Annotated in this window: 20 protein-coding genes; 8 read left to right on the forward strand and 12 right to left on the reverse strand. The window is 38.4% G+C overall.

Going from position 1 to position 23,312, the window contains the following annotated elements:
- The first annotated feature begins 84 nt into the window (after positions 1-84).
- The 5 genes from ACYVJ6_RS09715 (at position 85) to ACYVJ6_RS09735 (ending at position 3,526) form a co-directional block, all read left to right on the forward strand.
- Positions 85-699 (forward strand): RNA polymerase sigma factor, encoded by a 615-nt coding sequence (locus tag ACYVJ6_RS09715; RefSeq protein ID WP_460693863.1) that lies wholly within the window; start codon positions 85-87, stop codon positions 697-699.
- Complete coding sequence (locus tag ACYVJ6_RS09720; RefSeq protein ID WP_460693864.1) at positions 696-1,142, forward strand: hypothetical protein; 447 nt, start codon at positions 696-698, stop codon at positions 1,140-1,142. Before ACYVJ6_RS09715 ends, ACYVJ6_RS09720 begins: the two co-directional genes overlap by 4 nt.
- Positions 1,143-1,192: 50 nt before the next feature.
- A complete protein-coding gene (locus ACYVJ6_RS09725) occupies positions 1,193-1,627 on the forward strand; it encodes a hypothetical protein (protein ID WP_460693865.1) in 435 nt (144 codons plus the stop codon).
- Positions 1,628-2,117: 490 nt separating this feature from the next.
- Positions 2,118-2,894 carry a DUF418 domain-containing protein gene (locus ACYVJ6_RS09730; protein ID WP_460694623.1) on the forward strand — a complete coding sequence of 259 codons (777 nt, stop codon included), beginning with the start codon at positions 2,118-2,120 and terminating at the stop codon, positions 2,892-2,894.
- A 44-nt stretch (positions 2,895-2,938) separates the two neighbouring features.
- Entirely contained in the window at positions 2,939-3,526 is a 588-nt protein-coding gene (locus ACYVJ6_RS09735) for a C40 family peptidase (RefSeq protein ID WP_460693866.1), read from the forward strand.
- Here the strand turns inward: ACYVJ6_RS09735 and ACYVJ6_RS09740 are convergent.
- Together ACYVJ6_RS09740 and ACYVJ6_RS09745 are read right to left on the reverse strand one after the other, a co-directional pair.
- Positions 3,520-4,035 (reverse strand): DinB family protein, encoded by a 516-nt coding sequence (locus ACYVJ6_RS09740; protein WP_460693867.1) that lies wholly within the window; start codon positions 4,033-4,035, stop codon positions 3,520-3,522. The genes ACYVJ6_RS09735 and ACYVJ6_RS09740 overlap by 7 nt on opposite strands.
- A gap of 102 nt (positions 4,036-4,137) precedes the next feature.
- The gene (locus ACYVJ6_RS09745; protein ID WP_460693868.1) at positions 4,138-4,320 is read right to left on the reverse strand and encodes a hypothetical protein; all 183 of its coding nucleotides are present in this window, start codon (positions 4,318-4,320) and stop codon (positions 4,138-4,140) included.
- A 414-nt stretch (positions 4,321-4,734) separates the two neighbouring features.
- Here ACYVJ6_RS09745 and ACYVJ6_RS09750 point away from each other — a divergent pair, with 414 nt between their 5' ends.
- Complete coding sequence (locus ACYVJ6_RS09750) at positions 4,735-6,252, forward strand: choice-of-anchor I family protein (RefSeq protein WP_460693869.1); 1,518 nt, start codon at positions 4,735-4,737, stop codon at positions 6,250-6,252.
- Between the two features lie 71 nt (positions 6,253-6,323).
- Here the strand turns inward: ACYVJ6_RS09750 and ACYVJ6_RS09755 are convergent, their stop codons facing one another.
- Together ACYVJ6_RS09755 and ACYVJ6_RS09760 are read right to left on the reverse strand one after the other, a co-directional pair.
- Positions 6,324-7,631: a paraquat-inducible protein A gene (locus ACYVJ6_RS09755; RefSeq protein ID WP_460693870.1), complete on the reverse strand. Its 1,308-nt coding sequence runs from the start codon at positions 7,629-7,631 to the stop codon at positions 6,324-6,326.
- Positions 7,618-8,934: a paraquat-inducible protein A gene (locus tag ACYVJ6_RS09760; RefSeq protein ID WP_460693871.1), complete on the reverse strand. Its 1,317-nt coding sequence runs from the start codon at positions 8,932-8,934 to the stop codon at positions 7,618-7,620. The genes ACYVJ6_RS09755 and ACYVJ6_RS09760 overlap by 14 nt, the downstream gene beginning before the upstream one ends.
- Before the next feature lie 132 nt (positions 8,935-9,066).
- On the opposite strand from ACYVJ6_RS09760, the gene ACYVJ6_RS09765 reads away from it, so the two are divergent.
- Both ACYVJ6_RS09765 and ACYVJ6_RS09770 read left to right on the forward strand, forming a co-directional pair.
- Positions 9,067-9,420, forward strand: a complete 354-nt coding sequence (locus ACYVJ6_RS09765) for a hypothetical protein (RefSeq protein WP_460693872.1) — start codon at positions 9,067-9,069, stop codon at positions 9,418-9,420.
- Positions 9,421-9,488: 68 nt separating this feature from the next.
- Positions 9,489-10,316, forward strand: coding sequence for an alpha/beta hydrolase (locus ACYVJ6_RS09770; protein ID WP_460693873.1), 828 nt, complete (start codon positions 9,489-9,491; stop codon positions 10,314-10,316).
- A 69-nt stretch (positions 10,317-10,385) separates the two neighbouring features.
- Here the strand turns inward: ACYVJ6_RS09770 and ACYVJ6_RS09775 are convergent, their stop codons facing one another.
- The 8 genes from ACYVJ6_RS09775 to ACYVJ6_RS09810 form a co-directional block, all read right to left on the reverse strand.
- Positions 10,386-11,234 carry a fumarylacetoacetate hydrolase family protein gene (locus ACYVJ6_RS09775; RefSeq protein WP_460693874.1) on the reverse strand — a complete coding sequence of 283 codons (849 nt, stop codon included), beginning with the start codon at positions 11,232-11,234 and terminating at the stop codon, positions 10,386-10,388.
- 16 nt (positions 11,235-11,250) lie between these two features.
- Complete coding sequence (locus ACYVJ6_RS09780; RefSeq protein WP_460693875.1) at positions 11,251-12,015, reverse strand: SDR family NAD(P)-dependent oxidoreductase; 765 nt, start codon at positions 12,013-12,015, stop codon at positions 11,251-11,253.
- Positions 12,016-12,121: 106 nt separating this feature from the next.
- The gene (locus ACYVJ6_RS09785) at positions 12,122-12,928 is read right to left on the reverse strand and encodes a 3-keto-disaccharide hydrolase (protein ID WP_460693876.1); all 807 of its coding nucleotides are present in this window, start codon (positions 12,926-12,928) and stop codon (positions 12,122-12,124) included.
- 26 nt (positions 12,929-12,954) lie between these two features.
- Positions 12,955-15,360, reverse strand: a complete 2,406-nt coding sequence (locus ACYVJ6_RS09790) for a glycoside hydrolase family 31 protein (protein WP_460693877.1) — start codon at positions 15,358-15,360, stop codon at positions 12,955-12,957.
- Between the two features lie 247 nt (positions 15,361-15,607).
- The gene (locus ACYVJ6_RS09795; RefSeq protein ID WP_460693878.1) at positions 15,608-16,414 is read right to left on the reverse strand and encodes a DUF3823 domain-containing protein; all 807 of its coding nucleotides are present in this window, start codon (positions 16,412-16,414) and stop codon (positions 15,608-15,610) included.
- 21 nt (positions 16,415-16,435) lie between these two features.
- Positions 16,436-18,514: a RagB/SusD family nutrient uptake outer membrane protein gene (locus ACYVJ6_RS09800; protein WP_460693879.1), complete on the reverse strand. Its 2,079-nt coding sequence runs from the start codon at positions 18,512-18,514 to the stop codon at positions 16,436-16,438.
- Positions 18,515-18,525: 11 nt separating this feature from the next.
- The gene (locus ACYVJ6_RS09805) at positions 18,526-21,807 is read right to left on the reverse strand and encodes a SusC/RagA family TonB-linked outer membrane protein (protein WP_460693880.1); all 3,282 of its coding nucleotides are present in this window, start codon (positions 21,805-21,807) and stop codon (positions 18,526-18,528) included.
- Positions 21,808-22,358: 551 nt separating this feature from the next.
- A complete protein-coding gene (locus ACYVJ6_RS09810) occupies positions 22,359-23,300 on the reverse strand; it encodes a 1-phosphofructokinase family hexose kinase (RefSeq protein WP_460693881.1) in 942 nt (313 codons plus the stop codon).
- Positions 23,301-23,312: the final 12 nt, after the last annotated feature.

Genomic DNA, 23,312 nt, shown 5'->3' on the forward strand with positions numbered 1-23,312 from the left:
AATGTAATCCTTAACAATCAACACATTACAAAGTATTTTATATTTATTGCAACTTTATTATCACTCACCAGTCTCATTGAAGTAGTGAATTTAAAACATGAAAATAATATACCGGATGACATCCTGATTGAAAGGATATTGCATGGGGATACTAATGCTTTTAAAACGGTTATTAAAAATACCGAAAGGCTGGTAGCTCAAATTATTTTTAAGATGATAGCAAACACAGGAGATAGAAAAGATATAGCGCAGGATGTTTACCTGAAAATGTTTCAAAAATTAGAAACTTTTAAATTTCAATCAAAATTATCTACCTGGATAGGACAAATTACTTACAATACCTGTTTACAATACCTCGAAAAGAAAAAACTTGTATTGCTTGATAACACTAATTCTGACAAGGATTTTGATGACAATGCTTTGGAAATTATTGGCAATCAAAATATAGACTTGAGTAAAAACGAATTAGAAAATCAGTTATTTAAACAACAAACCAGTGAGATTTTAAAAAAAGAAATAGACAAACTTTCGCCGATATATAAAACATTAATAACCCTGTATCATAATGAGGAGTTAAGTTATTTAGAAATTGGAGAAATAACGTCGCTGCCCGAAGGAACTATTAAAAGTTACTTATTTAGAGCCAGGAAAGAATTGAGAGATAATTTATTGCTTACTTATAATAAACAAGATTTATGATAGTGAAACATTTAAGCGATACCGACATTCAAAATTATGCCTTACAAGACAGTGAATGCACCGCAGCAATAGTAACACATATTGAACAATGTGCCTATTGCCAACAAAAAGCCAAGCAATACAAAATGCTATTTGAAAAAATTAATACACAGGAACCATCCATGTTTGAATTTGACGTAGCTAAATTGGTTTTACCCCAATTAAAACAAACACCCAAATTCTCTTTGTCAATTTCAGTTATTTATTTACTGGTGTTTATAGGTATGGTGGCTTTTGGAATAATTTTTTACCAGTTTAGTACATCTATTACCAATATTTTATCCGGCACAGCGGCCTCAGTAATTGTAACAGCCTGCCTTATAACTACAATAGTGATGTTACTCCAATATATTGATCTGTTTAAAAATTATCAAAAAAAAATGGACCTGTTAGATTCATATTGATCATTGCAACCTAAATGCTCTAACACTGTCTAATTAAATAAATATAAAAAATGAAAAAAATAACAACCCTATCTATTTTAATGCTGATATCATTTATTGGTAATGCAGAGGATGTTTATAAATTACATGATGGAAAACAAATATCAAGACAGCTAATTGATATTCCGGCCTCCATCCTCGCTGTATATATCATATCCATTTTTTTAATAAATATTATAAAAGGGATACTAAACCACCGGCTTAAATATAAAATGATTGATAAAGGTGTATCTGAAGATATGATCAAACTGCTACTTCAACATGACCAAAGTGACACTAAAAATCAAACCATTAAATCGGTTTTTATTTTAACAGGTTTAGGTATTGGTATAACAATTACCAGCTTTTTCCAACCATATGATATCCACTCGGCAGTAATATTAATATTTAGCTTATCGCTTAGCTTTTTGGCTTACTACTTTTATATAAAGCGTACCCAAAAGTAAACCAGCTAACTATTTAAACTTCCACAATCCTATAAAATTATAGGGTCGGCGAAGCTTTGTCAAAATTTTCATATCTCTAAACATTAAAATCAACAATCTAATCATCATGAGTACATCAGCTATTACCCCTATTCAAAAAAATCAACGAGTTGAAATTATTGATATCCTTCGTGGTTGGGCTTTACTGGGAGTTGTATTGGTTAATTATTTCCTGTTTTATTATTTGGGTTCTACTAACAAAATTCCATCAAATGATGTGGTTAGTAAAATTTCAAAAATGATAATAACCATATTTTTCACTAACAAAAGTCGGATTTTATTAAATGTGGTTTTTGGTTACGGATTTGCAGTTTTAATAAACAGTATTAAAATAAAAGGAATAAAACCTTTGCCTTTTTTTAGTAAAAAAATGTTTTGGTTATTAATAATTGGGTTACTAAACAGCTGCTTGTATTATGGCGATATATTAAAAGATTACGCCTTAATTGGCATGGTGCTCTTACTGTTTCATAATGTTTCTGCAAAAAGTGCCTTATACTTATCACTGTTAACCTTTTTGATTTTCCCGGCCAGCATTGTTTTTTTAAGTGGCACAAATAATCCTTCAGAAACAACCCCTTTGCAGCTTTTCCAAAGCCATAATATTATAAACGTATTTACATATGGCCTAAAAGAAAGCTTTAAAGATTTTTTTGCCTTAAATAAATTGTTCGGGCTAAATTTAGTGGTGCTGGCCTGTTTTTTCTTGGGTCAGTATTTACAAAAAGTCAAGTTTTTTGACAATTTAACTCAAAACAAAAAATACATTAAAAAATCCTTTTGGATTGGATTGTTGATGTCATTTATTTCGGGAGTTATTTACTTTAATCATGATAATTTGGGCTTACTCCTTTTTAAATATTACAACATTCAATATTTGTTTGAAACCTTTATAATGATATTTATCGCTTCAGCCATATGCTGGCTATATGTTTGCAAAAAATTAAAAACCTTTTTCTATTCGCTGCAAACAATAGGGAGGATGACCCTAACAAATTATTTAATGCAAAATTTAATTGGGTTACTACTTTTTTCGGGATTTGGTTTTAGCCTTGCACAAAAGCTACCTTTTTATGGATATGTATTGATAGCGATTGGCATATACATATGCCAAATTTATTATAGCATATGGTGGTTATCAAAATATAATTATGGACCGGTAGAGTGGCTATGGAGAAGGTTAACCTACGGCAATAAAATAATTATAAAAAAAAACCAGAATATATAAGTTAGCTAATCTAAACAATACCGTCATTTTACTGTACTAACCTTATGAAACTTAATGGCGGGTATTGTATGGCTTTGTTAGTTATTGCTGCGGCATGTAACTCGCCCGAAAAGAAATTCGAATCACTATCTAATAACATATCCGTGGTGGCCATTAACAACACTACACCCGGATACACCAATGACGGAAAGACCATAGAACGCATTATAACCGGCAAAACTACTCCGGCAGAATTGATCACTTATGCCACCTCACTTACAGGCATCCCGTATAAATATGGCTCAACCAACCCTAAAGAAGGGTTTGACTGCTCTGGCTTTATTACTTACGTGTTTAATCACTTCGGCATTATAGTGCCGCGGAGGTCGGTTGATTTTACTAATGTTGATCACGAAATCAGTCTGCAAGATGCAAAAACCGGTGACTTAATACTTTTTACCGGAACTGATAGCACCGAAAGAACCGTTGGCCACATGGGAATCATTATAGCACAACCTACAGGGCCGCCCCGGTTTATCCATTCCACATCGGGCAAGGCCTATGGGGTTACTACTACCCCACTAAATACTTACTATATGGGCAGATATATGAAAACCATACGTATTTTCCCGCAAAACGAGCAAGGTTATTGACCAGGCGCAGTAAAATTTTTGTCATCTGCAGATGGACCATAAATTGACGGTACGGCAATATCATTCAAGCGCATATATACTGTAAGCTGTCCGCGATGATGCACCCAGTGATTAAGTGCAGATGATATTTCATCTTTCTTTTTTGACTTATATAAAATCTGTCCGTTGGCTTTTAATTCAAATGCTTCGTCCATCGAGCCTTCGCCCATAGCTTCTAAAGCTGCCTTGGCCCGGTTCATATTCTCTTCAAAATGGTTTAAAACGTCTTGGGTCGTTTTAGCCTCGATGTGTTTAAAGGTGCCGAGGTCTATTTCAGAGTCTTGGGCGATGTGGGCTATCCATAACGGAATTTCGGCTACCAGTAAGGTCAAATCCCCCATTTCCATTGATCTTTCATGTGGTTTCCAGCCAAAAAGTTCAATTGGTATACGTTCTAAACATTTTTTGGTTGATGGCACTTCGGCCTCCAGTTCGCGGGCAAATTGTTGCGCTAATATCTTATCGTTCATGGCATTAATATTTTTAATTATAACATTTGTCGCCATAAATAGTTGATAAAATAAGCCTCAATTTTCCCCCCTGGTGGGAAAAGGCCAAACACCCAACCTTAATTATTCTGTCTGCCCCCTGTCAATAGTACCATACATATAATACTGAATGGATGACAATAATATACCCAACAGTATAAACCAGCCATTATCAGTAAAAAAGCCAATAACTATTGAAAAAACGTTTAATAAAAAAAGAAATATCGAGAGATAACCCATCCGGGTTGGGAAGCGTAGATTTTTCATGATGTAAAGTTTAATTAAGACAGCTAAACGGTTAATTGTTAAACTGGTCCCCAACCAACGTATGGCCGGGGATTACTTAATGAAGTCTTTACTACTTTTATGTAAATCGTAAGTTGAGTTGATACGAACAGGAACAGGGGTACAACGCGCCAATAATGCCTGCAAAAGTGTTGCATAAGCCTTTATTATAGCACTATATAGTGTTGAACCCATTACAATATTTTTTGAATAACGCTACCTGATTGATGAGCATTTATATGAAAACGTAGTGTATTTATTTTTAGTATAAATGTTAATTTAACTTTAAAAATACCACATCAAAAGCGATATTTATTTACAAACACTTAATTACAATAGCTAATTGCCTTAACATATCACATATAGTTTTGCGGCATACATACCCTACATTACTATATGAAACATTATTTACTTATTTTGATGCTGGCCATAGGATTATTTGGCTGCAAAAAAAGCATTACTGACCCTATTCCCGAGCCTGAGTTTTTTGTTAACGAAGACCCGGCTACTTTTGCCGAAATAGGTTCCATTGATATTGGTGATGCCGGGGCTGCCGAAATTTCTGCCTATGACCCGGCCACTAAAAGGCTGTTTGTAGTTAACAATAGCACAGTTAACAAAATTGATGTGATCGATTTTAGCGATCCGACCGCTATGAAGGTTATAAAATCTATTAGTATGGCTCCTTACGGCGGTGCTGTAAACAGCGTTGCGGTTTATGATGGTAAACTGGCCGCGGCTATTGAATCGTTAGATAAACAAGCTAACGGAAAGGTTGCAGTTTTTAAAACTGACGACTACAGCGAAGTAAAAGTGGTTACTGTTGGTGCATTGCCGGATATGATCACCTACACAAATGATGGCAAATATATACTTACCGCCAATGAAGGCGAGCCAAATGACACCTATACTAATGACCCGGTTGGTAGCGTATCTATTATATCAGTAACCGAAAACTATGCTGTTACTACGCTTGATTTTGCGGGTTTTGAAGGACAAAAAGCCGCGCTTGTTGCCAAAGATTTCCGCATATTTGGCCCGGGATTAAACTTTGCAAAAGATATTGAGCCTGAATATATCACCGTATCTGACGATTCAAAAACAGCCTGGGTAACCTTGCAGGAAAATAATGGCATTGCTAAAATTAACATCGCCACAAAAACCATTACTGATATTTTTCCGCTAGGTTTTAAAGATTACAACTTGGCAGGAAACGAAATAGACCCAAGCGACAAGAACACCGGGACACCGCTTGAAAAATGGAATGTTAAAGGTATTTACATGCCCGATGGCATTGCTGTGAGCGAACATAATGGCACTCCATATTTGTTTACTGCCAATGAGGGCGATGCCCGCGAATACTCTGGATTTGTTGAAGCTGCACGTGTTAAGGATCTGAAATTGGACCCAACAGCTTTCCCTGATGGCAATACCCTTAAAGGCGATGCCTACTTAGGCCGGTTAAATGTTACCAAAACCTTAGGCGATACCGATAATGATGGCGATTACGATGCGTTATACTCATTTGGCGCACGTTCATTTAGCGTGTGGAACGGTAATACCGGTGCGCAGGCTTTTGACAGCAAAAACGAGTTGGATGTTAAAGCTATTGCAGCCGGTGTTTATGACGATGGCCGCAGCGATGATAAATCTGTAGAGCCGGAAGGAATTACGATTGGTAAGATTGGTAATAAAAAAGTAGCCTTTGTAGGCATGGAGCGCGCCGATGCAGTAGCTATTTATGATATCACTGACCCGACAAAGCCTGTGTTTTTACAGTTGGTTAAATGCGGTGATGCCCCCGAAGGTGTATTGATAATACCTGCTAAAAACAGCCCTACCAAAAAAAGCTTGCTTGTGGTTAGTAGCGAGAACGATGGGGTTGTAAAAGTGTATACGCCTAAAACCTTATAATAATTACCTATTTAAAACAATAAAGCGGTGGGCCAAAATCCATCGCTTTTGTTGCTTTGCTAATAATTGATTTAAAATTTATCATGAGGAGACACCCGCTTCAATATAACAGAGAGCACTATGGAGAAAATAACATATCCGGCAAAAATAAAATAGCCGGGCTGTAATGATGTACCATTATCTGTTATTACGCTTAACGAATCGGTAGTGATGTTTAGGCCGGAAAGCTGGCTCTTTAAAATGCCGTTTAACCCTATATAAGTCATGAGTATACCCACTATCATTACATCGGCCATATCCCATTTACTTAGCTCAAAAGTGAGGTAACGTATCACCGGATGCCTGGCAATTTTTTTAGTGCTTAAAACATATATACCTTTTGCTGCCAACCTAAGCAACGGCAAAACCAGTACAAAAATCATAATCAATCCCCCTACCACTATAGTATCGGGTTTGCCCTGCCCTATAAGTGCCCCCACAACCCCTACTATGCTTTTACTTTGATAAAACATCACCTGGTTATCAAATTTGATGTGTTCGCCCAGTAATTGCAGGTCAAGCGATGTCATACGCGCATCAACCTCAATTATGGGCACCAGGCTGCCAACAACCAACAAGATCAGGGCAAAAAGCAACGAAAATACAAACAAAGCGGTTTGCAACTCCACATGTTTACGCATAAACCACCATAAGGCTAACGCAGCCAGAACACATCCCAGCATGATGTAAACATACTTGAACAACTCGCTTTTTAGCTCGGTTAGCCTATGCTCTGTAGCTTTATTAAAAGCATTAGGGTTGGTTACTTTGTACTTACCATAAACATATTTATTAACCGCATAACCGGCTACAAGGGTACTATCATAGGTCTGGTTTACCAACTGATTAATTTTACTGCCCGCAATATCTTTTAACCTTTCTTCGCTTTTGGGGCTGCTTATTTTTGCAACAATAGTATTGGCAAATGGCTTTACCTGTTCCTGTATTTCAGCCGAATCAACTATGATGTTAAATGCCAGTTTTTTTAACTTACCACCAATGCTTTTTTGCGGTTTGTTGATCTCTTTTACTGTCTCGCTTATCAGGTTATGTAATTCGCCCTCTACCGCTGTTCTTATATCCTTTTTTTGTTGAGGGGTGATATGATAGTCGTCAATTTGACTATTAATTACCCGCGATATTTTATCGCGCCATATATCTACGGAAAACAAGCCAAAAGTAATACTGTTGAATAAGCTATAGTCTTCCTTAACCTGTACCCGCTCGGCCGACGCCTGTTGCAGGCGATAACCGCTATATACCGCCCCGGCAAATAAAATGCTAAGCCCGGTAAGCAATACGATGTTTGAAACCGTGTATTTCATTTTAGCTGGCATCATTAGGCGTAATATATTTAAGGATGGTAGATAATGTTAATCCATATAGCACAAAGCTTATAAATATGATATAACCGGGCTGTAAAGCCGTATTGTTGGTAGTAATAATAGTGAGTTCCTGGCTTTTAATGTTTAAAAAAGCCAACTGGCTATCCAATAACCCATTTAGCCCTATGTAGGTCATCAATATGGCTATTACAATTACATCGGCCATGCTCCATTTGCCCGATTGAAAAGCAAAATATTTGATATACTTATTTTCGGCAATGCTTCGCCTGCTTAGCAAGTGAATACCTGTTGAGGATAATTTTAATACCGGGAACAGAATACTGAAACATAATATTAAGATGCCCACCCCTATCGAATCTATTGCAGTTTGCTCTATCAGTACCTTGACAACGCCCAATATACTTTTACTTTCATAAAAAAGTACCTGATCTTTAAATAGCACATGCTCGCCCAGTAATGTAAAATCCAATGTTTTAATACGGCAATCCACCTCTATCATTGAGGCACTTAAACCTACCGCCAGTAATATAAAAGCAAAAAGCAACGACAATATAAATAACGTTCCATGCAGATCTACCCTTTTACGCAGCACCCACCATAATGTAAGCACTACCAAAATGCAGCCCAGCATTCCAAAACAGTACTTATACATTTCTACCGGTAACTGTTTTAAAGTTTTATTTAATTTAATGTTTAAGCTCTCGATAGAATTGACACCATATTTGCGGTACAATCCACTAAACATAGCCTGTTTGGCTTTTGAAGTACTGTCGGCACTTTCCGTTCCTTCCAACTCCTTAAACTTATTCATGGCCAAATTGCTCAATTTAGCTTTTTGGTTAGGGTTGTCTGCCTTGGCAATTATTTCACGTGCAAATTTGGGCACCTGGGCACGTATCTTATCTGTTTTAACAAAGGTTTTAACCGCAAGCTTTTTTATTTTACCACCTAAGCTCTTTGGCTTTTTATCAACCATGGCTTCCGCCTTATCCACCAGAGCATACAGTATCTGTTCTACCTCTACCTGCATCAATCTTTTTTGCCGTGGGGTAAATTTGAGGTTACGCACTTGCTTATTCACTATGTTAGCTACATCATCGCGCCATTGATCAACAGAAAGCAAACCAAAAGAAATACTATTGGCATTTGAATAATCAAATTTTACGCTTTCTTGCTGCGCTGATAATTCATGCAGGCGATAGCCAAAAAAGCCTTCGGCAACAAGTAATAAAGCAAGCCCTGTAATCAATAATGCTTTAGCAAGTGAGAACGGGTTGGATCTGTGTTTTTCGGTCAAGGTTTTTTAATAAAGATATAGCCTGATTAGGCATTAATAACATATTAAATATTTAACTGTTTGCTTATTTTTAGATTATTTAGTTTTTAAGGCAAAAAACTCTAACTTTAATAACCTAAAAAATCAAAAATCATGAAAAAGAAATTCTCAATACTTGCACTGCTTGTTTGCAGCTTTGTAGTTTGCCTTGCCGCATTTGCTGATCTTAACGGAAAATGGAAAGGCGTTTTAAAATTTGGCGATTTTGAACTTCCATTAACCTACACATTTAAAGTTGATGGTGAAACCTTAACCGGTGCTTGTACTACCGATCAGGGCGATTTACCTATATCTAACGGAAAAATTAAAGGGAGCGATTTTACTTTTTCGCTGGATGTCAACGGAACCGCAATGGCGCAAGTAGGCAAATTTTATGGCGATTCGACGGTGATAACCTCTGAATTTCAAGGCCAAAAAACGCACTTAAAGCTTACCCGCGCTCAATAAAAGAAAATTATAACCCCGGCTATGATAAGTTGGGGTTAATTATATCAAACCTATATAATTACCAATAAGTGAAGAGAAATATATTATTACTGTGCTTAATATTTTTTGCAATTAATGCCAAAGCTGCCAAGGTTGACACGGTTGAAACCTATAGCGATGCCATGAAGAAGAAGATTAAAGCTATTGTTGTTACACCCGATAACTATGCCAGGGGCAGTCAATATCCGGTAGTGTATCTATTGCATGGGGCAACCGGCAATTATACCGATTGGATAAAAAAAACTACCGGTGTGCCCGATTATGCTGATCAATATAATGTAATGATTGTATGTGCCGATGGTGGCTTTACCAGCTGGTATTGGGATAGCCCTGTTGATCCTACCTACAAATACGAAACTTATATAACCAAAGAGCTGATTACTTATATTGATAAAAATTATAAAACCATTAAAAACCGTACTGGCAGGGCCATAACCGGCCTTAGTATGGGCGGACATGGCGGTTTATACTTAGGCATACGTCATCAAGATTTATTCGGTGCGGCAGGAAGTATGAGCGGAGGCGTTGATATAAGGCCTTTTCCTAATAACTGGGATATGGCTAAACGCTTAGGCAGTTTAAAAGATAACCCCGACACCTGGGATAAATATACTGTTACCAACCAACTGGATTTACTTAAACCCAATTCATTATCAATAATTTTTGATTGTGGCACCGAGGATTTCTTTTACAAAGTAAATACCGAGCTTCATGATAAATTACTGGAGCGAAAAATACCTCATGATTTTATTGTTCGCCCGGGTGCACACAACTGGCAATATTGGACAAATTCTGTAGGCTACCAGATGTTATATTTTAGCAATTATTTCAAGAAGAATAATTCGCCAGCTAAATAAGGCATACTGATAACTCAAAGTATTTTTATGAAGCTCTGATAAGTAATTTATCAGGGCTTCATATTTTTATTATCTATACGACTTAACGTGTTGCTTGCTACTGCCAAGGCCTTCAATGCCTAATTCAACAACATCACCTTCTTTTAAGTAAAAAGGCTCCGGTTTTTGGCCCAACCCTACCCCTGCAGGCGTGCCTGTTGTGATAACATCTCCGGGTAATAAAGTCATAAACTGGCTTATATAGCTTACCATGTAAGGCACGTTAAATATCAAATTACTGGTATTACCATCCTGCATAGTTTTGCCGTTTAGGGTTAACCATAGCCTCAAATTATGTACATCAGCAATTTCATCAGGCGTAGCAATAAAAGGACCTATAGGTGCAAATGTATCGCAGCTTTTACCTTTTACCCACTGCCCGTTGCGTTCTAGCTGAAACTCACGTTCGCTATAATCATTATGTAAAACATAACCTGCAATATGGCTCAAAGCATCATCTTCAGAAACATAACTTGCCTTTTTGCCTATCACAATAGCAAGCTCCACTTCCCAATCGGCTTTTTTAGCATTTTTTGGGATGATCAGATCATCGTTAGGCCCTACAATGGCCGATGTGGCTTTAAAAAACAGTATAGGCTCGGTAGGTATGGTTGCACCGGTTTCATGTGCATGATCCTTGTAATTTAGTCCCACACAAATAATTTTTGATGGTCTTGTTAACGGCGAGCCCAGACGCGTACTTTTATTTACTTCGGTTAACCCACCTTTTTGTACATCGCTCTTTAATTTTTCAATGCCATTGCCGCCAAAAAACACCTCGTTATAATCATCTACCAGGTGCGATACATCAAACCAGGTATCATTTATTATTACTCCCGGTTTTTCCTGCCCGGTTTCTCCAAATCGTATTAGTTTCATATATAGTTATGCTTTATTAATTGTTAAGGGTAGTAAATCCGCCATCAATAGGGTAATCAACTCCCGTTATAAACGATGCTTCATCGCTGCAAAGATACAATGCCAGTGTAGCCACCTCTTCGGATGTGGCCATGCGGCCTATAGGTTGTGTTTTTGAAAGTTTTGCAAACATCTCTTCTATATTATCCGGATAGTTTTTTTGCAAAAATCCATCTACAAAAGGTGTATGTACGCGTGCCGGGGATATAGAATTACATCGAATATTCTCATTGATATAATCTTTAGCAACACTCATAGTCATTGACCTTATGGCACCTTTAGCGGTACTGTACACAAATCTTTCAGCTATACCCACCAAAGCCGCGACAGAAGATATGTTTAATATTACACCACCTCCACTTTCACGAAGCCGGGGGATGGCGGCAAAAGTACAATTATAAGCTCCCTTTACAATTACTCCCATCACCTTGTCAAAATCAGCTTCTGTTGTAGTATCAGCTTTGCCTATGTGTGGTATACCCGCGTTATTTATTAAAATATTTACCGCGCCAATTTTTTTAAATGTATCAATTACGGCCTGGTGATTGGACACATCGCATTGATGGGCTACAGCTTTATTATTATTACTAATAATTTCTGCAACGGTTGCGTCAGCCAGTTCTCGGTTAAGGTCAATAATATGTACTTCTGCTCCTTTGCTTGCAAACAATACGGCCATTGCTTTGCCTATACCACTTCCCGCACCGGTTATTACTACCTTTTTATTTTGTAACAAAAACATTTGGCCCTTATTTTATTATATATCGGTTTACTAAATAGTAACATGAGCTAGGCTCAAGGAACCAAAGTTAACCAATATTTGTTCTGAAATGCCTTGGTTTACCTGGTTACAACTCTCTCAGCCAAATATTACGGAAACTTATAGGTTCGCTTTTATCGCCATGAGCTTGCAGTTTTATTGGAGACGGGCCGTGTTTAATATATTCATGCTTGCCAATGTAATTGGTTTCGCCCTGCACTTCAAAATTATTTTGCACTAATACGCCATTTAAAAAAGCCGTTACGCGGGCTTTTGTTTTAACCGTACCATCAGCATTAAATGTTGGGGCCGTCCAAACAATATCATAAACGTTCCACTCACCGGCTTTACGGGCAGGGTTAGCCAACGGAATGGCTTCTTTATAAATACTGCCAACCATACCGTTTACATAGGTTTTATTTTCGTTATTGTACCCGTCTAATACCTGTATCTCGTAACCGCCCGCTTTACCGTTGGTAGCAGCTAAAAATATGCCGCTATTTCCGCGAGATTGCCCCTCGCCGGTTATATTTTCAGGTATCCTATACTCTATGTGTAACTGGTAATTGGTAAAAGTTTTTTTGGTTTCGAGATCGCCTGCTGCTTTGTTGACGGTCATTACCCCATCTGATAAGGTCCATTTGGCAGGTGCTTTCCCTCTGCTTAATACCCACTCATCCATATTTTTTCCGTCAAATAATATTATGGCATCCGAAGGCGGCACATCAAATGATTTACCAGACCTAACAACCTTTGGCAGGGGCGCTTGTGGCGCATACACTTCTGTTTCCTCAGGCTTATTGGTTAGGGGTTTGCTGGGATCAACAATCATTTGTGCATTGGCTTCAATAGCAATAAACAATATTGCGGTTGAGCATACTAAAGCTATTTTCATAATATTATATACAATAAATTTGTAAATTATAGTTTAATGGATGTTTTTATCCCGGTGTAAGTAACGCTTTTAAAGTTGCCTGCATTACTCTCTATCCCGGCAGGGGCAACAACAATGTTAAAGTTACGTTTATCTAACATTCCTTTAAATGTACCCTTTCTGTCTAAAATATTTAATGTACGCTTCTTATCATCCCAATGAAAAGTAATCTCGCTGTAGTTACCTTTTTCATAATTGTAATTATCGTTTTCATCTTCATACAAAGTAAAATCTCCATCGGCACCGGGATACACTCGTATCTCTAAATTATCCCAATTTTTTTCGGATGAATATTGCACAAATGGGCCCATAGGAATAACAGCACCTGCTTTAATATACAACGGAATTATGTCTAAAGGGGTTTGCCTGGATACTTTGTTGCCGCCTGCCAGCTTCTCGCCGGTCCAAAAGTCGTACCATGAGGTGCCCGCTGGTAAATAAGTTTCCTGAGATTTTATTGTACTGAAATCTTCCACATTTGTATTATTGCCCTGAGATTTATTATACATGGATTTTGTTACCGGATTTACTAAAATAGATTTGCCAAACATGTATTCATCAGTCATGTCCCATACTTTTTTATCAGCAGCAAAATCCATATACAGCGCACGCATCATACTTGATTGATGGGCTGTTATGTCCCATGATGCCGAGTAGATGTAAGGTAAAAGTCTGTAACGTACATTGATAAACTTCTCTGCAGCATCATAAACTTTATCGCCTTTTTTTCCAAACTGGTATATCTCTCTTGGGGCATCGGCACCGTGCGAACGCATCATTGGGGTAAATGCACCAAACTCCATCCAGCGTGCATACAATTCCCTATAATCGGGATCGTCTAATTTTTTTGGATATCTTGTAAGGAAAAACCCACCGATATCAGCATTCCAATAAGGCAGTGCGCTTAATGAAAAATTAAGTCCGGTTGGAATTTGCTTTGCTAACGTCTCCCATGAAGATGTAATATCGCCCGACCATGTTTGAGCGCCATATCGCTGCTGGCCCGCAAATGCCGAACGGGTTAAAATAAATACTCTTTTATCAGAAGTTGTTGCACGCTGATGGTCATACACTCCCCCAACACCTAATAAAGGGTAGGCATTACGCACTTTTCTGAACGAGCCCATGTAAGTTTTTAAATCAAGGTCAGTTGGTTTAGCGCTTAAATGGTCAGGTTCTGTCGAGTCCATCCACCATCCATCTACTCCCACTGAAAATATACCCTTATTTAAGTAATTCCAATAAATATCACGTGCCTCGGGGTTGTAAACATCATACGGCCTTACCCCGGAAGGATAATCTCTTTTTGGTGGCCAAAGCTCCGAGCCAGACTCGGGCCAGGTATTAATATCAATCAGCATATTTTTGGCCTTCATATCGCGGTAGGGCTTGGTTTGTGGCCCAAATGATGACCAAATAGAAATGATCATATGTGCATTTAACTGATGCACATCATTTACCATTTTTTTTGGATTACTGTAATCAACATTTAAAAACTCCATGGAATTCCATAAGTAGTTATTGCCCCAATATTGCCAATCTTGTATAATACCATCCAACGGAACTTTAAGGTCACGATATTTCTTTACAACACTAACCAATTCATCCTGGCTTTTATAACGCTCTTTACTTTGCCAAAAACCAAAGGTCCATAAAGGGAACATAGGTGCCTGGCCTGTTAACTCGCGCATACGTGCAATAACATTATCGGCACTACCCCCACTCATAAAATAATAATCTATACCTTCACCTACGTCAGAACTAAACAGTGTTTCGCCCGGCGTATCACTAAAAGTAGTTGGCGAATAGTTATCCCAAAAAACACCATAGCCCTTTATTGATTGAAAAAAAGGAACAACATCTTCGGTATTACCCTGTATCATATTTTTATATACCTGGTTGCGCTGATTTAAATTACCGCGCTGGTGCTGCCCAAGCCCGTATATAGGCTCCTCATCATCTAATATAAATGACTGCGATACGGTAAGGGTTTTATTCCCTGCATCATCAAACGGCTTAAATGAAGCACCCTCCGGTTTTTCTTTTAAAAGGACTTTACCATTATTGGTTGTATATAAAAGCGCCCCGGTTTTAAGATCGAGGCTTACCTTAAGTTTTGAACTTAGTAAATTAAGTGAATTACCAACCTTACTCACGCGCGGCTGAATTTGCTCCGGTTTTTTTATAACTGATAGGCTTTGCATATTTAAAGCCTGGCCTGCAGGTGTTTTAATTACCCTAACAATATCAGGGCTATAAAACTGCACCTCTACTGCTTGATTATTAATAACGGCTTTAGCGCCTAAAGCTGTTGGCTCAAAAGTTTGCGCAATACAAATTACCGGGCAAATAAGAGCAACAAACATTCCTGCTTTTAAAATTAATTTTAACATTATGGTTGGTTTAATTTAGGTGTTTCGTATGTCAAATATATATATCTGAACCTATTGTTTTTTGTCAAAAGCCGATAGTATTGTATCACACTTTAATTTTGATACTACAATAAATTAAAATATACTACCACGTTTAAGATGTAAATTTATTAATTAACTGCTATAAACTGAATAACAAACTACATTTTAACATAAAAAAAGAGCCGGGCGTATGCCCGGCTCTTTAAATTTAACTGTGTAATAATTATTAAAATGGCAGTTGCAATTTAATCGCATCTGAAGTCAACGCATCATTTACTGCATTAGTTTTAACAGCTATCGAAGCCCATGCAGTAGTGTTACCACCAAAAGCTTTCAACTGTTGCTTTTGCAGAGTGGTAAGTGTATTCAAATCAACTTTAATAGTAACAGCACCGCCATTACTTGCAGCAGCAGGAACTACGTTACCTCCGGAATTTGTACCGGCATTAAAGATAATTGCAGCACCAGAATTAGCTGACAACTGATCTGGAGTATTAGTTGGACTAAGATATATAGCTACAAACTGTAAGTTTCTTGTGCTACCTGCCGTAGATACTCTGTTAAGGTTAAACGTAGCTGTCAAAACGCCACCAGTGTACGTAGTTGTCAGGTTACTCATCCACCAATAGGGTACCACCTCGATATTGCCAAGATCAGTATCTCCGCTCACTGTAACAGGATAGTCGTTAAGAACTTCAAATGGGTTTTTAACTTGCGTTCTACCCAGATATTCGCCATCAAAAAATTTACTGCTAAAGCTACCATCATGCTTGGCATAAACTCTAATATTGCCCACACCATATACATTTTGAGGTCCCTTTGTTTGCTGGAAAATCCAAGTATTACCGTTATTGGCTTGGTCAAAAGCATCAAGGTTGTTATACATTAATGGAACCGGTTGGCCCTGGTAAGTAAATCGACCTTTTAACGTTGATGAAGGGTACTTAAGGTTATCTTTACCGCATGATTGAATAAGCACACTTGCAGCAGCCAGCAATATTATTAAAAGTGATATTTTATTTTTCTGTTTCATAATATATTTTTTATGATTTAATTAATCGCCAGGATTTCTTTCCCAGTTTGGATTCCAAGTTAACCAATTGGTACTCATGGTCATATAGTAGCTTTTTCTTTCAAAGAAATTGGGATTAGATCTTTTCCTGTAAGCCCTTTTTCTTTCAAATACATATTTGCCGTTGTTAGGGTTACCAGGGCCAAGATTTACAGTATAACCAAATAATTGGTATGGATACGACGTACCATTAGGATATTTCAAACCTTGTGAATTGGTTGGACCATCCCAATAGGTATCTGCCAGTCTCCATCTGTTCATATCCCAAAGACGGTGATCTTCCATATTAAATTCAACGCGAAGTTCCCTCCTCAACTGATCAAAGTCAAATTGACCCGCTGTAAGGTCATTAAGTAATCCGCGTCTTCTTAAAACATTAATATAATTAACACCTACAGCTGCGCCGCCCAGTGGATTACTTAATAAAGCTGCTTCAGCGCATATAGCATACGCTTCTGCCAAACGGAAATGTATTACCCACATATCGCTATAGCCTGGTGGCAGCCCAGCACCTGGGTCTTCATCAAGCCATTTGCGAGGGATAAAACCTGTTTTGTTAACAATGGTACTGGCATTCTCAGCCGGTCCGTTTATACTGGTTAAAGAACTTGGAGGGGTAACGTTTGCTTTTGGCGGAGGTGCATTTACATAAACTTTAAGCGTACCATCGTTATTATACTCACCACGCCACTCACCCGCGCGTAAATCAACCGGGGTACCTTTAAATAGAGCTTGAGGCCATATAGCTGTTCCCCATAAACGGGCATCCTTTTTCATAAATGGATTATTAGCTGCATTATAACCTGGTAGAGACGGGTCTATGTCATACATGATTGCTTGAGTGGCAGCAAGTGCCGGACCAGTTACCGGGCCATTTTGAAGCACTTGATCTCCATTACCGGTTCTGGTTTTTATACCTTGTGGACCTTGGCCAACTGTAGCCCTATCCTCAAACGATTCAACCAATTCAGCAGTTAAACCCAATTGATTACCCCATTGGGCATCTGAATGGGTTACAGGGGCAATATTCCTTGTCCATTGGGTATTTACGTTAGGCGATTGACGATCTGTTGTCCATATTACTTCGGTATTACCATCTTTTACATCTATCGCCTTATGGTATGCCTGTTGTGCTGCATCAAGAGTAGCACCTGTCATTAATGAGAAAGGACCATTATCAATAACGTCTTTGGCAGCGTTGAAAGCGGTAGCGTAATAACCATCAGCTTTATTTGCAGGGATACCGTGAGTTTGATGGCCAAATTTATCCGTTTTATTAAGAAGCGGATCGCCAGGGGTATTAAATTTGGCAATTGAAGCCGCAGTTAAAGCGGCACGCGCTTCAAGCATTTTGGCTGCCCATCTGTCAGCCAATGCATGGTTGATATTTTGGCCCGCAGGAATAGTTGCAACTCCGCTACTTGTTAACTTTGTAGCAGCAAGTTGGCACTGTGCTATGATATAATCATAACACTCGGCTTCTGAGTTGCGTGGCAATTGCAGTGGCGTAGCATCTGTACCGCCGGCAAATTCAAACACCTCGTCACCTACAATGGTCATACCACCTAAAGTTTTTACCATGTGGAAAAATGTCCAGGCACGTAAAAAAATAGCTTGTCCTTCAAAAGATGCATTTTCAAACGCAGACATACTCGCTTTTGATTCAGCAGTCCGCAGGCCTTGTATAAATATGTTTAACCTGCGTATCAGGAAATAATCAAATGCCCTGTACCTGTCTTTGTTGAAGAGAACTTGTGATGTAGAGGCTCCATTCCTGTTATTAAGTGCATCATCAGGATCCTGTTGAAAACTATCATCAGTAGCGTTAGATGCGCCCCAGGCAGCACCTCCGGCAGTTGTAAAATTAGGATTAGAATTAGTACCGTTGTTAATTGCCTGATAAAAGCGCGCCAACGTTGCGTTAATCAGGTTCTTATCGGTATAAACAGCTTCTTCTTCTATTACGTCGTTCGGAATAACCGTTAGGTCTCTTTTACACCCAATAAACACAATGTTTATTAAAAGGATTGTAAACAGACTGTATAAAAATTTTCTTTTCATGTTCGTATATTTTAGAATTTAACTTGAACGCCTGCTGTTAAAACTCTCGGACTAGGCAATCCACCACCGTTACCATTAACAAGCTCTGGATCAATATGATTCGGCATGTTTGAGAATGTGTACAAGTTTTGTGCAGCTACATACACCCTAAAGTTAGTTAAACCTAAAGGTTTAATAACAGAATATGGTATAGTATAACCTATTTGTAAGTTACGTACCCTAACATAGGTTACGTTGGTTTGCCATCCACTGTGGCTGAAGTTTGAACCAATGGCAGGATTTGTTTGTAAAAGCAATGGGTATTTACCAACTATAATAGGGCTGTTTCTGTCAAATATGTCAGAATAATAGCTTGAATTATCAAATAAATACTGTGATGTGTTTCGGTTTGGTACCCACTCGCGCATATAGGCTGAATTAGCATTGCTAAAACCAGAAGATATTTGTTCAAACGTATACATTGAACCACCTGTAAAATCAATCCTTAAGTCAACACCTTTATAGTTTGCAGTAACCCCAAAGCCAAAATTTAATGGTGGCAAACCACCGTTTATTTGATAGGTCTCCCTGGTTTGGTCAGTAGCATTTATAAAACCATCACCATTTACATCTTTGATTATAAAATCGCCCGGCTTCATAGTTGTGTTACCTTTACCGTCCTGGTCTACACCGTGGTTCTGTATTTGCTCCCATGATTGAAATTGTCCATCAGTTGTGAATTGAAAGTTTCCGCCTTGTAAACGGTCTACAGGGTTATTGCGAAATCTGTCATAGTCACTTGAAAATACCTGATTGTAACGGAAACCGGTTATACTTCTGCCATAGCTAAAGTTAGCATTAAAGCCATAGTTAAACTCACCAATATGGTCGCGCCATGCGATGTCGCCATCAACACCGCGGTCTTTGTCGGTATTAATGTTTTCATTACCCGGCTGAAAACCTACCAGGTCAGGTAGGGTTAACCCTCTGTTTGCCGGTATACCTGTACGAGTACGGTTAAAATAGTTCAACTCGACACTTAAACGACTATTTAACAAAGTCATATTGATACCAACGTTACTTGTATAGGTACGTCCCCAGCTTAGTGCCTGAGAAGGAGGGTTTAAAACCTGTGCCCCGGCAACTATACTACCGTTTAATACTGCCGCGCCATTACCATAATCATAACCTGTTAAATAGTTTTGTGACGGACTTCCGATGTTGAAACCTGTGATACCGTATGATGCCTTGATCTTAAAATCGTTAAATATGCTTAGAACCGAGCTTTTTTTCCAGAAATCTTCCTGAGATATACGGTAAGCTACTGCCCCACCGGGGAAAAATCCCCATCTGTCAGCTGGTCTATAGTTAGATGAGCCATCGTAACGTCCAAAGGCCTCAACAATGTATTTACCTGCAAAGTCATAATTTAACCTTAGCTGATAGCCCTGACTTGGGTAATAATTACTAATGTCATCTTGGAAACCGGTAAGGAATGTAAGACCATTATTTGGTATATAAGGGATATTATTAGCCGGAGGTATACCCGTTACCCTTACAGATGGCGAATAAAAAAGTGCGCTCTCTTCTGTCAGGTTTAACTGGAAATTGTGCTTGCCAATAGATTTTTTATACTCTAACTGAAATTGTAGATTAGTGTTGTCTCTATTGGTAAAAGTGTGCTCATTATTACGTTGTTGTGTAAATGAGGGATCTGGCACAATAAGACCTAAACCTTGATCAAAAAGATACAACGTTGGTGCCATACGGCGCGAATCGAACTGAGTACCCAGGAATGAGTAATTGGCCAACATACGCCCCTTTAAGCCGGGTAAAATGTCTATTTCCAACGTACCCGTTATTGAAACATTTCTCCTGGTGGTTGATTCTACTCCTGATAACTCAGGGCCTACCAAACCATAGCTGTATTGCTGACCGGAAGGAGATGTACCTTGAGGGTATAAAGGGTTACCATTAACATAAGGCCCCGCTACCGGATTAGCATACGCCGTCGCCCCTGGTCCAGGTAGTATCGGTAAATTACGATATGGGGCTTCGGCCTGCCAGTCAAAATCACCGCCTTCAACATTGGTATTTGATTGCTTTGACCAGTATCCATTCATTTGCATACCAAATCTAATACGCTTGCTAATATTGGCATTAAAATTAGCTTGTATATTTTGGCGTTTAAAACCATCACCAAAGTCGCGCAAGGCTACACCTTGATTTAACGTGGTCGCAGCAATATAATAGTCCGAGTTTTCTGTACCACCTGAAACAGAAATTTTAGCCTGGGCTTGTGGCGCGCTTTTGTATATATATTTATACCAGTCAAACCCTTCATAACCCGGTTCGCCATTCATAACTTTTTGATAGATTTCCGGGGTTACTGTTCTGGGACTACTTTGTTTACCATCACCGTAAGTTTCGGTTTGTACTATACCTCTTATGTAGCTTTTTACATCGCCAGGCTTATTAAAGTTAGCATAAGTTTGCGAACCATAATAGCTATCAAAACTTAAAGTTGGCTTTTGGCCTCGTTTACCTTTTTTAGTTTGCACAACTATTACACCGTTTTCTCCACCGAAACCGTAAATAGCAGCCGAACCGTCTTTTAAAACGTTTATTGATTCAACATCATTGAAGTCAAGACCGTTAAAAGCATCCATATCACGTCTGCTACCGTCAATAACAATAAGAGGCTGATCACCCGGGTTATTGCCATTATTACCAGTGCCACCAAAGTTACGAATACGAATTACTGGACTCGCTCCCGGCTGGCCGGTATTTTGCCTAAAGTTTACACCGGCAATTTTACCTGCCAATGCGCCTGTAGTTGAGGTTGCCCTTGATTGTGACAAATCATCGCCGCTAAGTTGTGTAACTGCACCGGCAAGTGTTGCTTTCTTGGTGGTTAAACCAAAACCGGTAACTACAACTTCATCTAAGTCTCTGGTTACTTTTGCCAATTTAATGTCAAGCGTTGTTTTGCCTTCTACCGGCACTTCCAGGTCAGTGTAGCCTACATATCTTACTACTAAAACTGCATTGGCCGGTACATCAACTGCAAATTTACCGGCTACGTCAACTTGTGTAACGGCAGTACTGCCTTTAACTGCTACAGTGGCACCAATTAAGGTTTCACCTGTACTTAAGTCGGTAACTATACCCGTTACCCGGCGTGTTTGGCCTTGCGCGTATGCAATACTGCTGCAAAGCAGGGTAATTGCTCCCAATAACATAACAGCTTTAGGAATACTTTTCCCAAGCGGTTTGATGAGAGATAATACATTCTTAAAAGTAAAAAGAATCATAATTTGAAATTTGGTTTATAAATGATTAATTTAATGAGTGCTCGCCCATAGGCGGTTTTTACAATGGCAAAACCATTGATAGTTCACGATGAATCGGGCATAAATAATTAAAATATTAGGTTAAAATTTGGTTATAAAATGGTTTGCAATCGGTTACTCCGACTAAAAATCACAGCAATTTAGACAATCACTTTATAATTACAAGAAATTGTTACAGTAAAAATTATCAATGTGTAAATTTTACACATTGTGCTGTTGAAGATATTATAATCGATTTATTTTATTGATAATCAGATAATTAATAATATAACTAAAATTTTAGATATTTATAAGAAACTTGTTGCTTTTTATGACTAAAAAAATAACGTAACAAATTTGATACATTATAACGTATAAAAAAAGTGCTTTAGAGCATGTTAACGTTGAATATGTGTAGTTGGAATGTAGCTTTAGTAAAAATAATGCTATATAAATACTATGGCGGATAAATATACCACAAAGATCATTTGTTAAAATCCTGCTAATACTACTGTATATCACATTTAATATTCCTAAAACTTACCTGGCTTTAAAACCATGTTTCCGTATATAAAATCTGCATCCGCTTTTGAACATAATTGAGTGCCATAATTAACAGTTGCTGCTGAACCACAAGCTACACCATATTTTACCGCCTCGGTTAAACTTTTATTGTTGGCTAAACTCAAAACAATACCAGCTACCATACTATCGCCGGCACCAACGGTGCTTTTTACAGTTAGCTGGGGTGGTGTTATTTTCAAAGCCATTTCTTTGGTTATTAAATATGCCCCATGCGCGCCCATCGACACTACAACCACCGAGCAATTGCCACTATTTATCACCTGGCGTGCAGCACCCGGTACAGCCTCAATGTCCAGCTCCGTTTTCCCAACAAGTGCGGCTAACTCTCGCAAATTTGGTTTAATTAGGTAAACACCTGCCTCTACTGCTTTCTTCAAAGCTTCGCCAGAAGTATCTACAATAAGCAGGGCACCTTTTTGTTGCGCTATTGATGCAACTTTTGCAAAAACATCAGTTGGTACTCCGGGCGGTAAACTTCCACTGGCTACCATATATTTCACTTCCGGTACTCCATTTATTACATTCAAGCATGCCTGCACTTCATTTTCACTAACTATACTCCCCGGCATATCTAAAAGATATTGGTTCTTGTTGGCTATATCTGCAATCACCAGGTTTACTCTTGTACTTTCAGCTGTCTCAATCACCACCGATTTAACTAACTCATCAGTAAGCAGCCGTTGTATTTTTTTTCCATTATCTCCCCCTGCCAAATAAACAGCCAGTGCTTCGCCACCCAATTTTATAATAGCCCTTGCCACATTGATGCCACCACCACCCGGCTCACATACGGGTTGCGAGCATTTTAATTTTTTATCTGGTACAAATTCCGCTACCGATAAACTTTCATCAAGAGCCGGGTTAAAAGTGATAGTTACAATTGGCACCATATTATCAAGGTT

Source organism: Mucilaginibacter puniceus (assembly GCF_054783175.1).

Coding starts and splice junctions, on each gene's coding strand:
- ACYVJ6_RS09775 (WP_460693874.1), bottom strand. CDS start 11,234: ATGAAACTAATACGATTTGGAGAAACCGGGCAGGAAAAACCGGGAGTA.
- ACYVJ6_RS09730 (WP_460694623.1), top strand. CDS start 2,118: ATGGTGCTCTTACTGTTTCATAATGTTTCTGCAAAAAGTGCCTTATAC.
- ACYVJ6_RS09805 (WP_460693880.1), bottom strand. CDS start 21,807: ATGATTCTTTTTACTTTTAAGAATGTATTATCTCTCATCAAACCGCTT.
- ACYVJ6_RS09745 (WP_460693868.1), bottom strand. CDS start 4,320: ATGAAAAATCTACGCTTCCCAACCCGGATGGGTTATCTCTCGATATTT.
- ACYVJ6_RS09750 (WP_460693869.1), top strand. CDS start 4,735: ATGAAACATTATTTACTTATTTTGATGCTGGCCATAGGATTATTTGGC.
- ACYVJ6_RS09735 (WP_460693866.1), top strand. CDS start 2,939: ATGAAACTTAATGGCGGGTATTGTATGGCTTTGTTAGTTATTGCTGCG.
- ACYVJ6_RS09785 (WP_460693876.1), bottom strand. CDS start 12,928: ATGAAAATAGCTTTAGTATGCTCAACCGCAATATTGTTTATTGCTATT.
- ACYVJ6_RS09810 (WP_460693881.1), bottom strand. CDS start 23,300: ATGGTGCCAATTGTAACTATCACTTTTAACCCGGCTCTTGATGAAAGT.
- ACYVJ6_RS09780 (WP_460693875.1), bottom strand. CDS start 12,015: ATGTTTTTGTTACAAAATAAAAAGGTAGTAATAACCGGTGCGGGAAGT.
- ACYVJ6_RS09795 (WP_460693878.1), bottom strand. CDS start 16,414: ATGAAACAGAAAAATAAAATATCACTTTTAATAATATTGCTGGCTGCT.
- ACYVJ6_RS09725 (WP_460693865.1), top strand. CDS start 1,193: ATGAAAAAAATAACAACCCTATCTATTTTAATGCTGATATCATTTATT.
- ACYVJ6_RS09755 (WP_460693870.1), bottom strand. CDS start 7,631: ATGATGCCAGCTAAAATGAAATACACGGTTTCAAACATCGTATTGCTT.
- ACYVJ6_RS09765 (WP_460693872.1), top strand. CDS start 9,067: ATGAAAAAGAAATTCTCAATACTTGCACTGCTTGTTTGCAGCTTTGTA.
- ACYVJ6_RS09720 (WP_460693864.1), top strand. CDS start 696: ATGATAGTGAAACATTTAAGCGATACCGACATTCAAAATTATGCCTTA.
- ACYVJ6_RS09800 (WP_460693879.1), bottom strand. CDS start 18,514: ATGAAAAGAAAATTTTTATACAGTCTGTTTACAATCCTTTTAATAAAC.
- ACYVJ6_RS09740 (WP_460693867.1), bottom strand. CDS start 4,035: ATGAACGATAAGATATTAGCGCAACAATTTGCCCGCGAACTGGAGGCC.
- ACYVJ6_RS09790 (WP_460693877.1), bottom strand. CDS start 15,360: ATGTTAAAATTAATTTTAAAAGCAGGAATGTTTGTTGCTCTTATTTGC.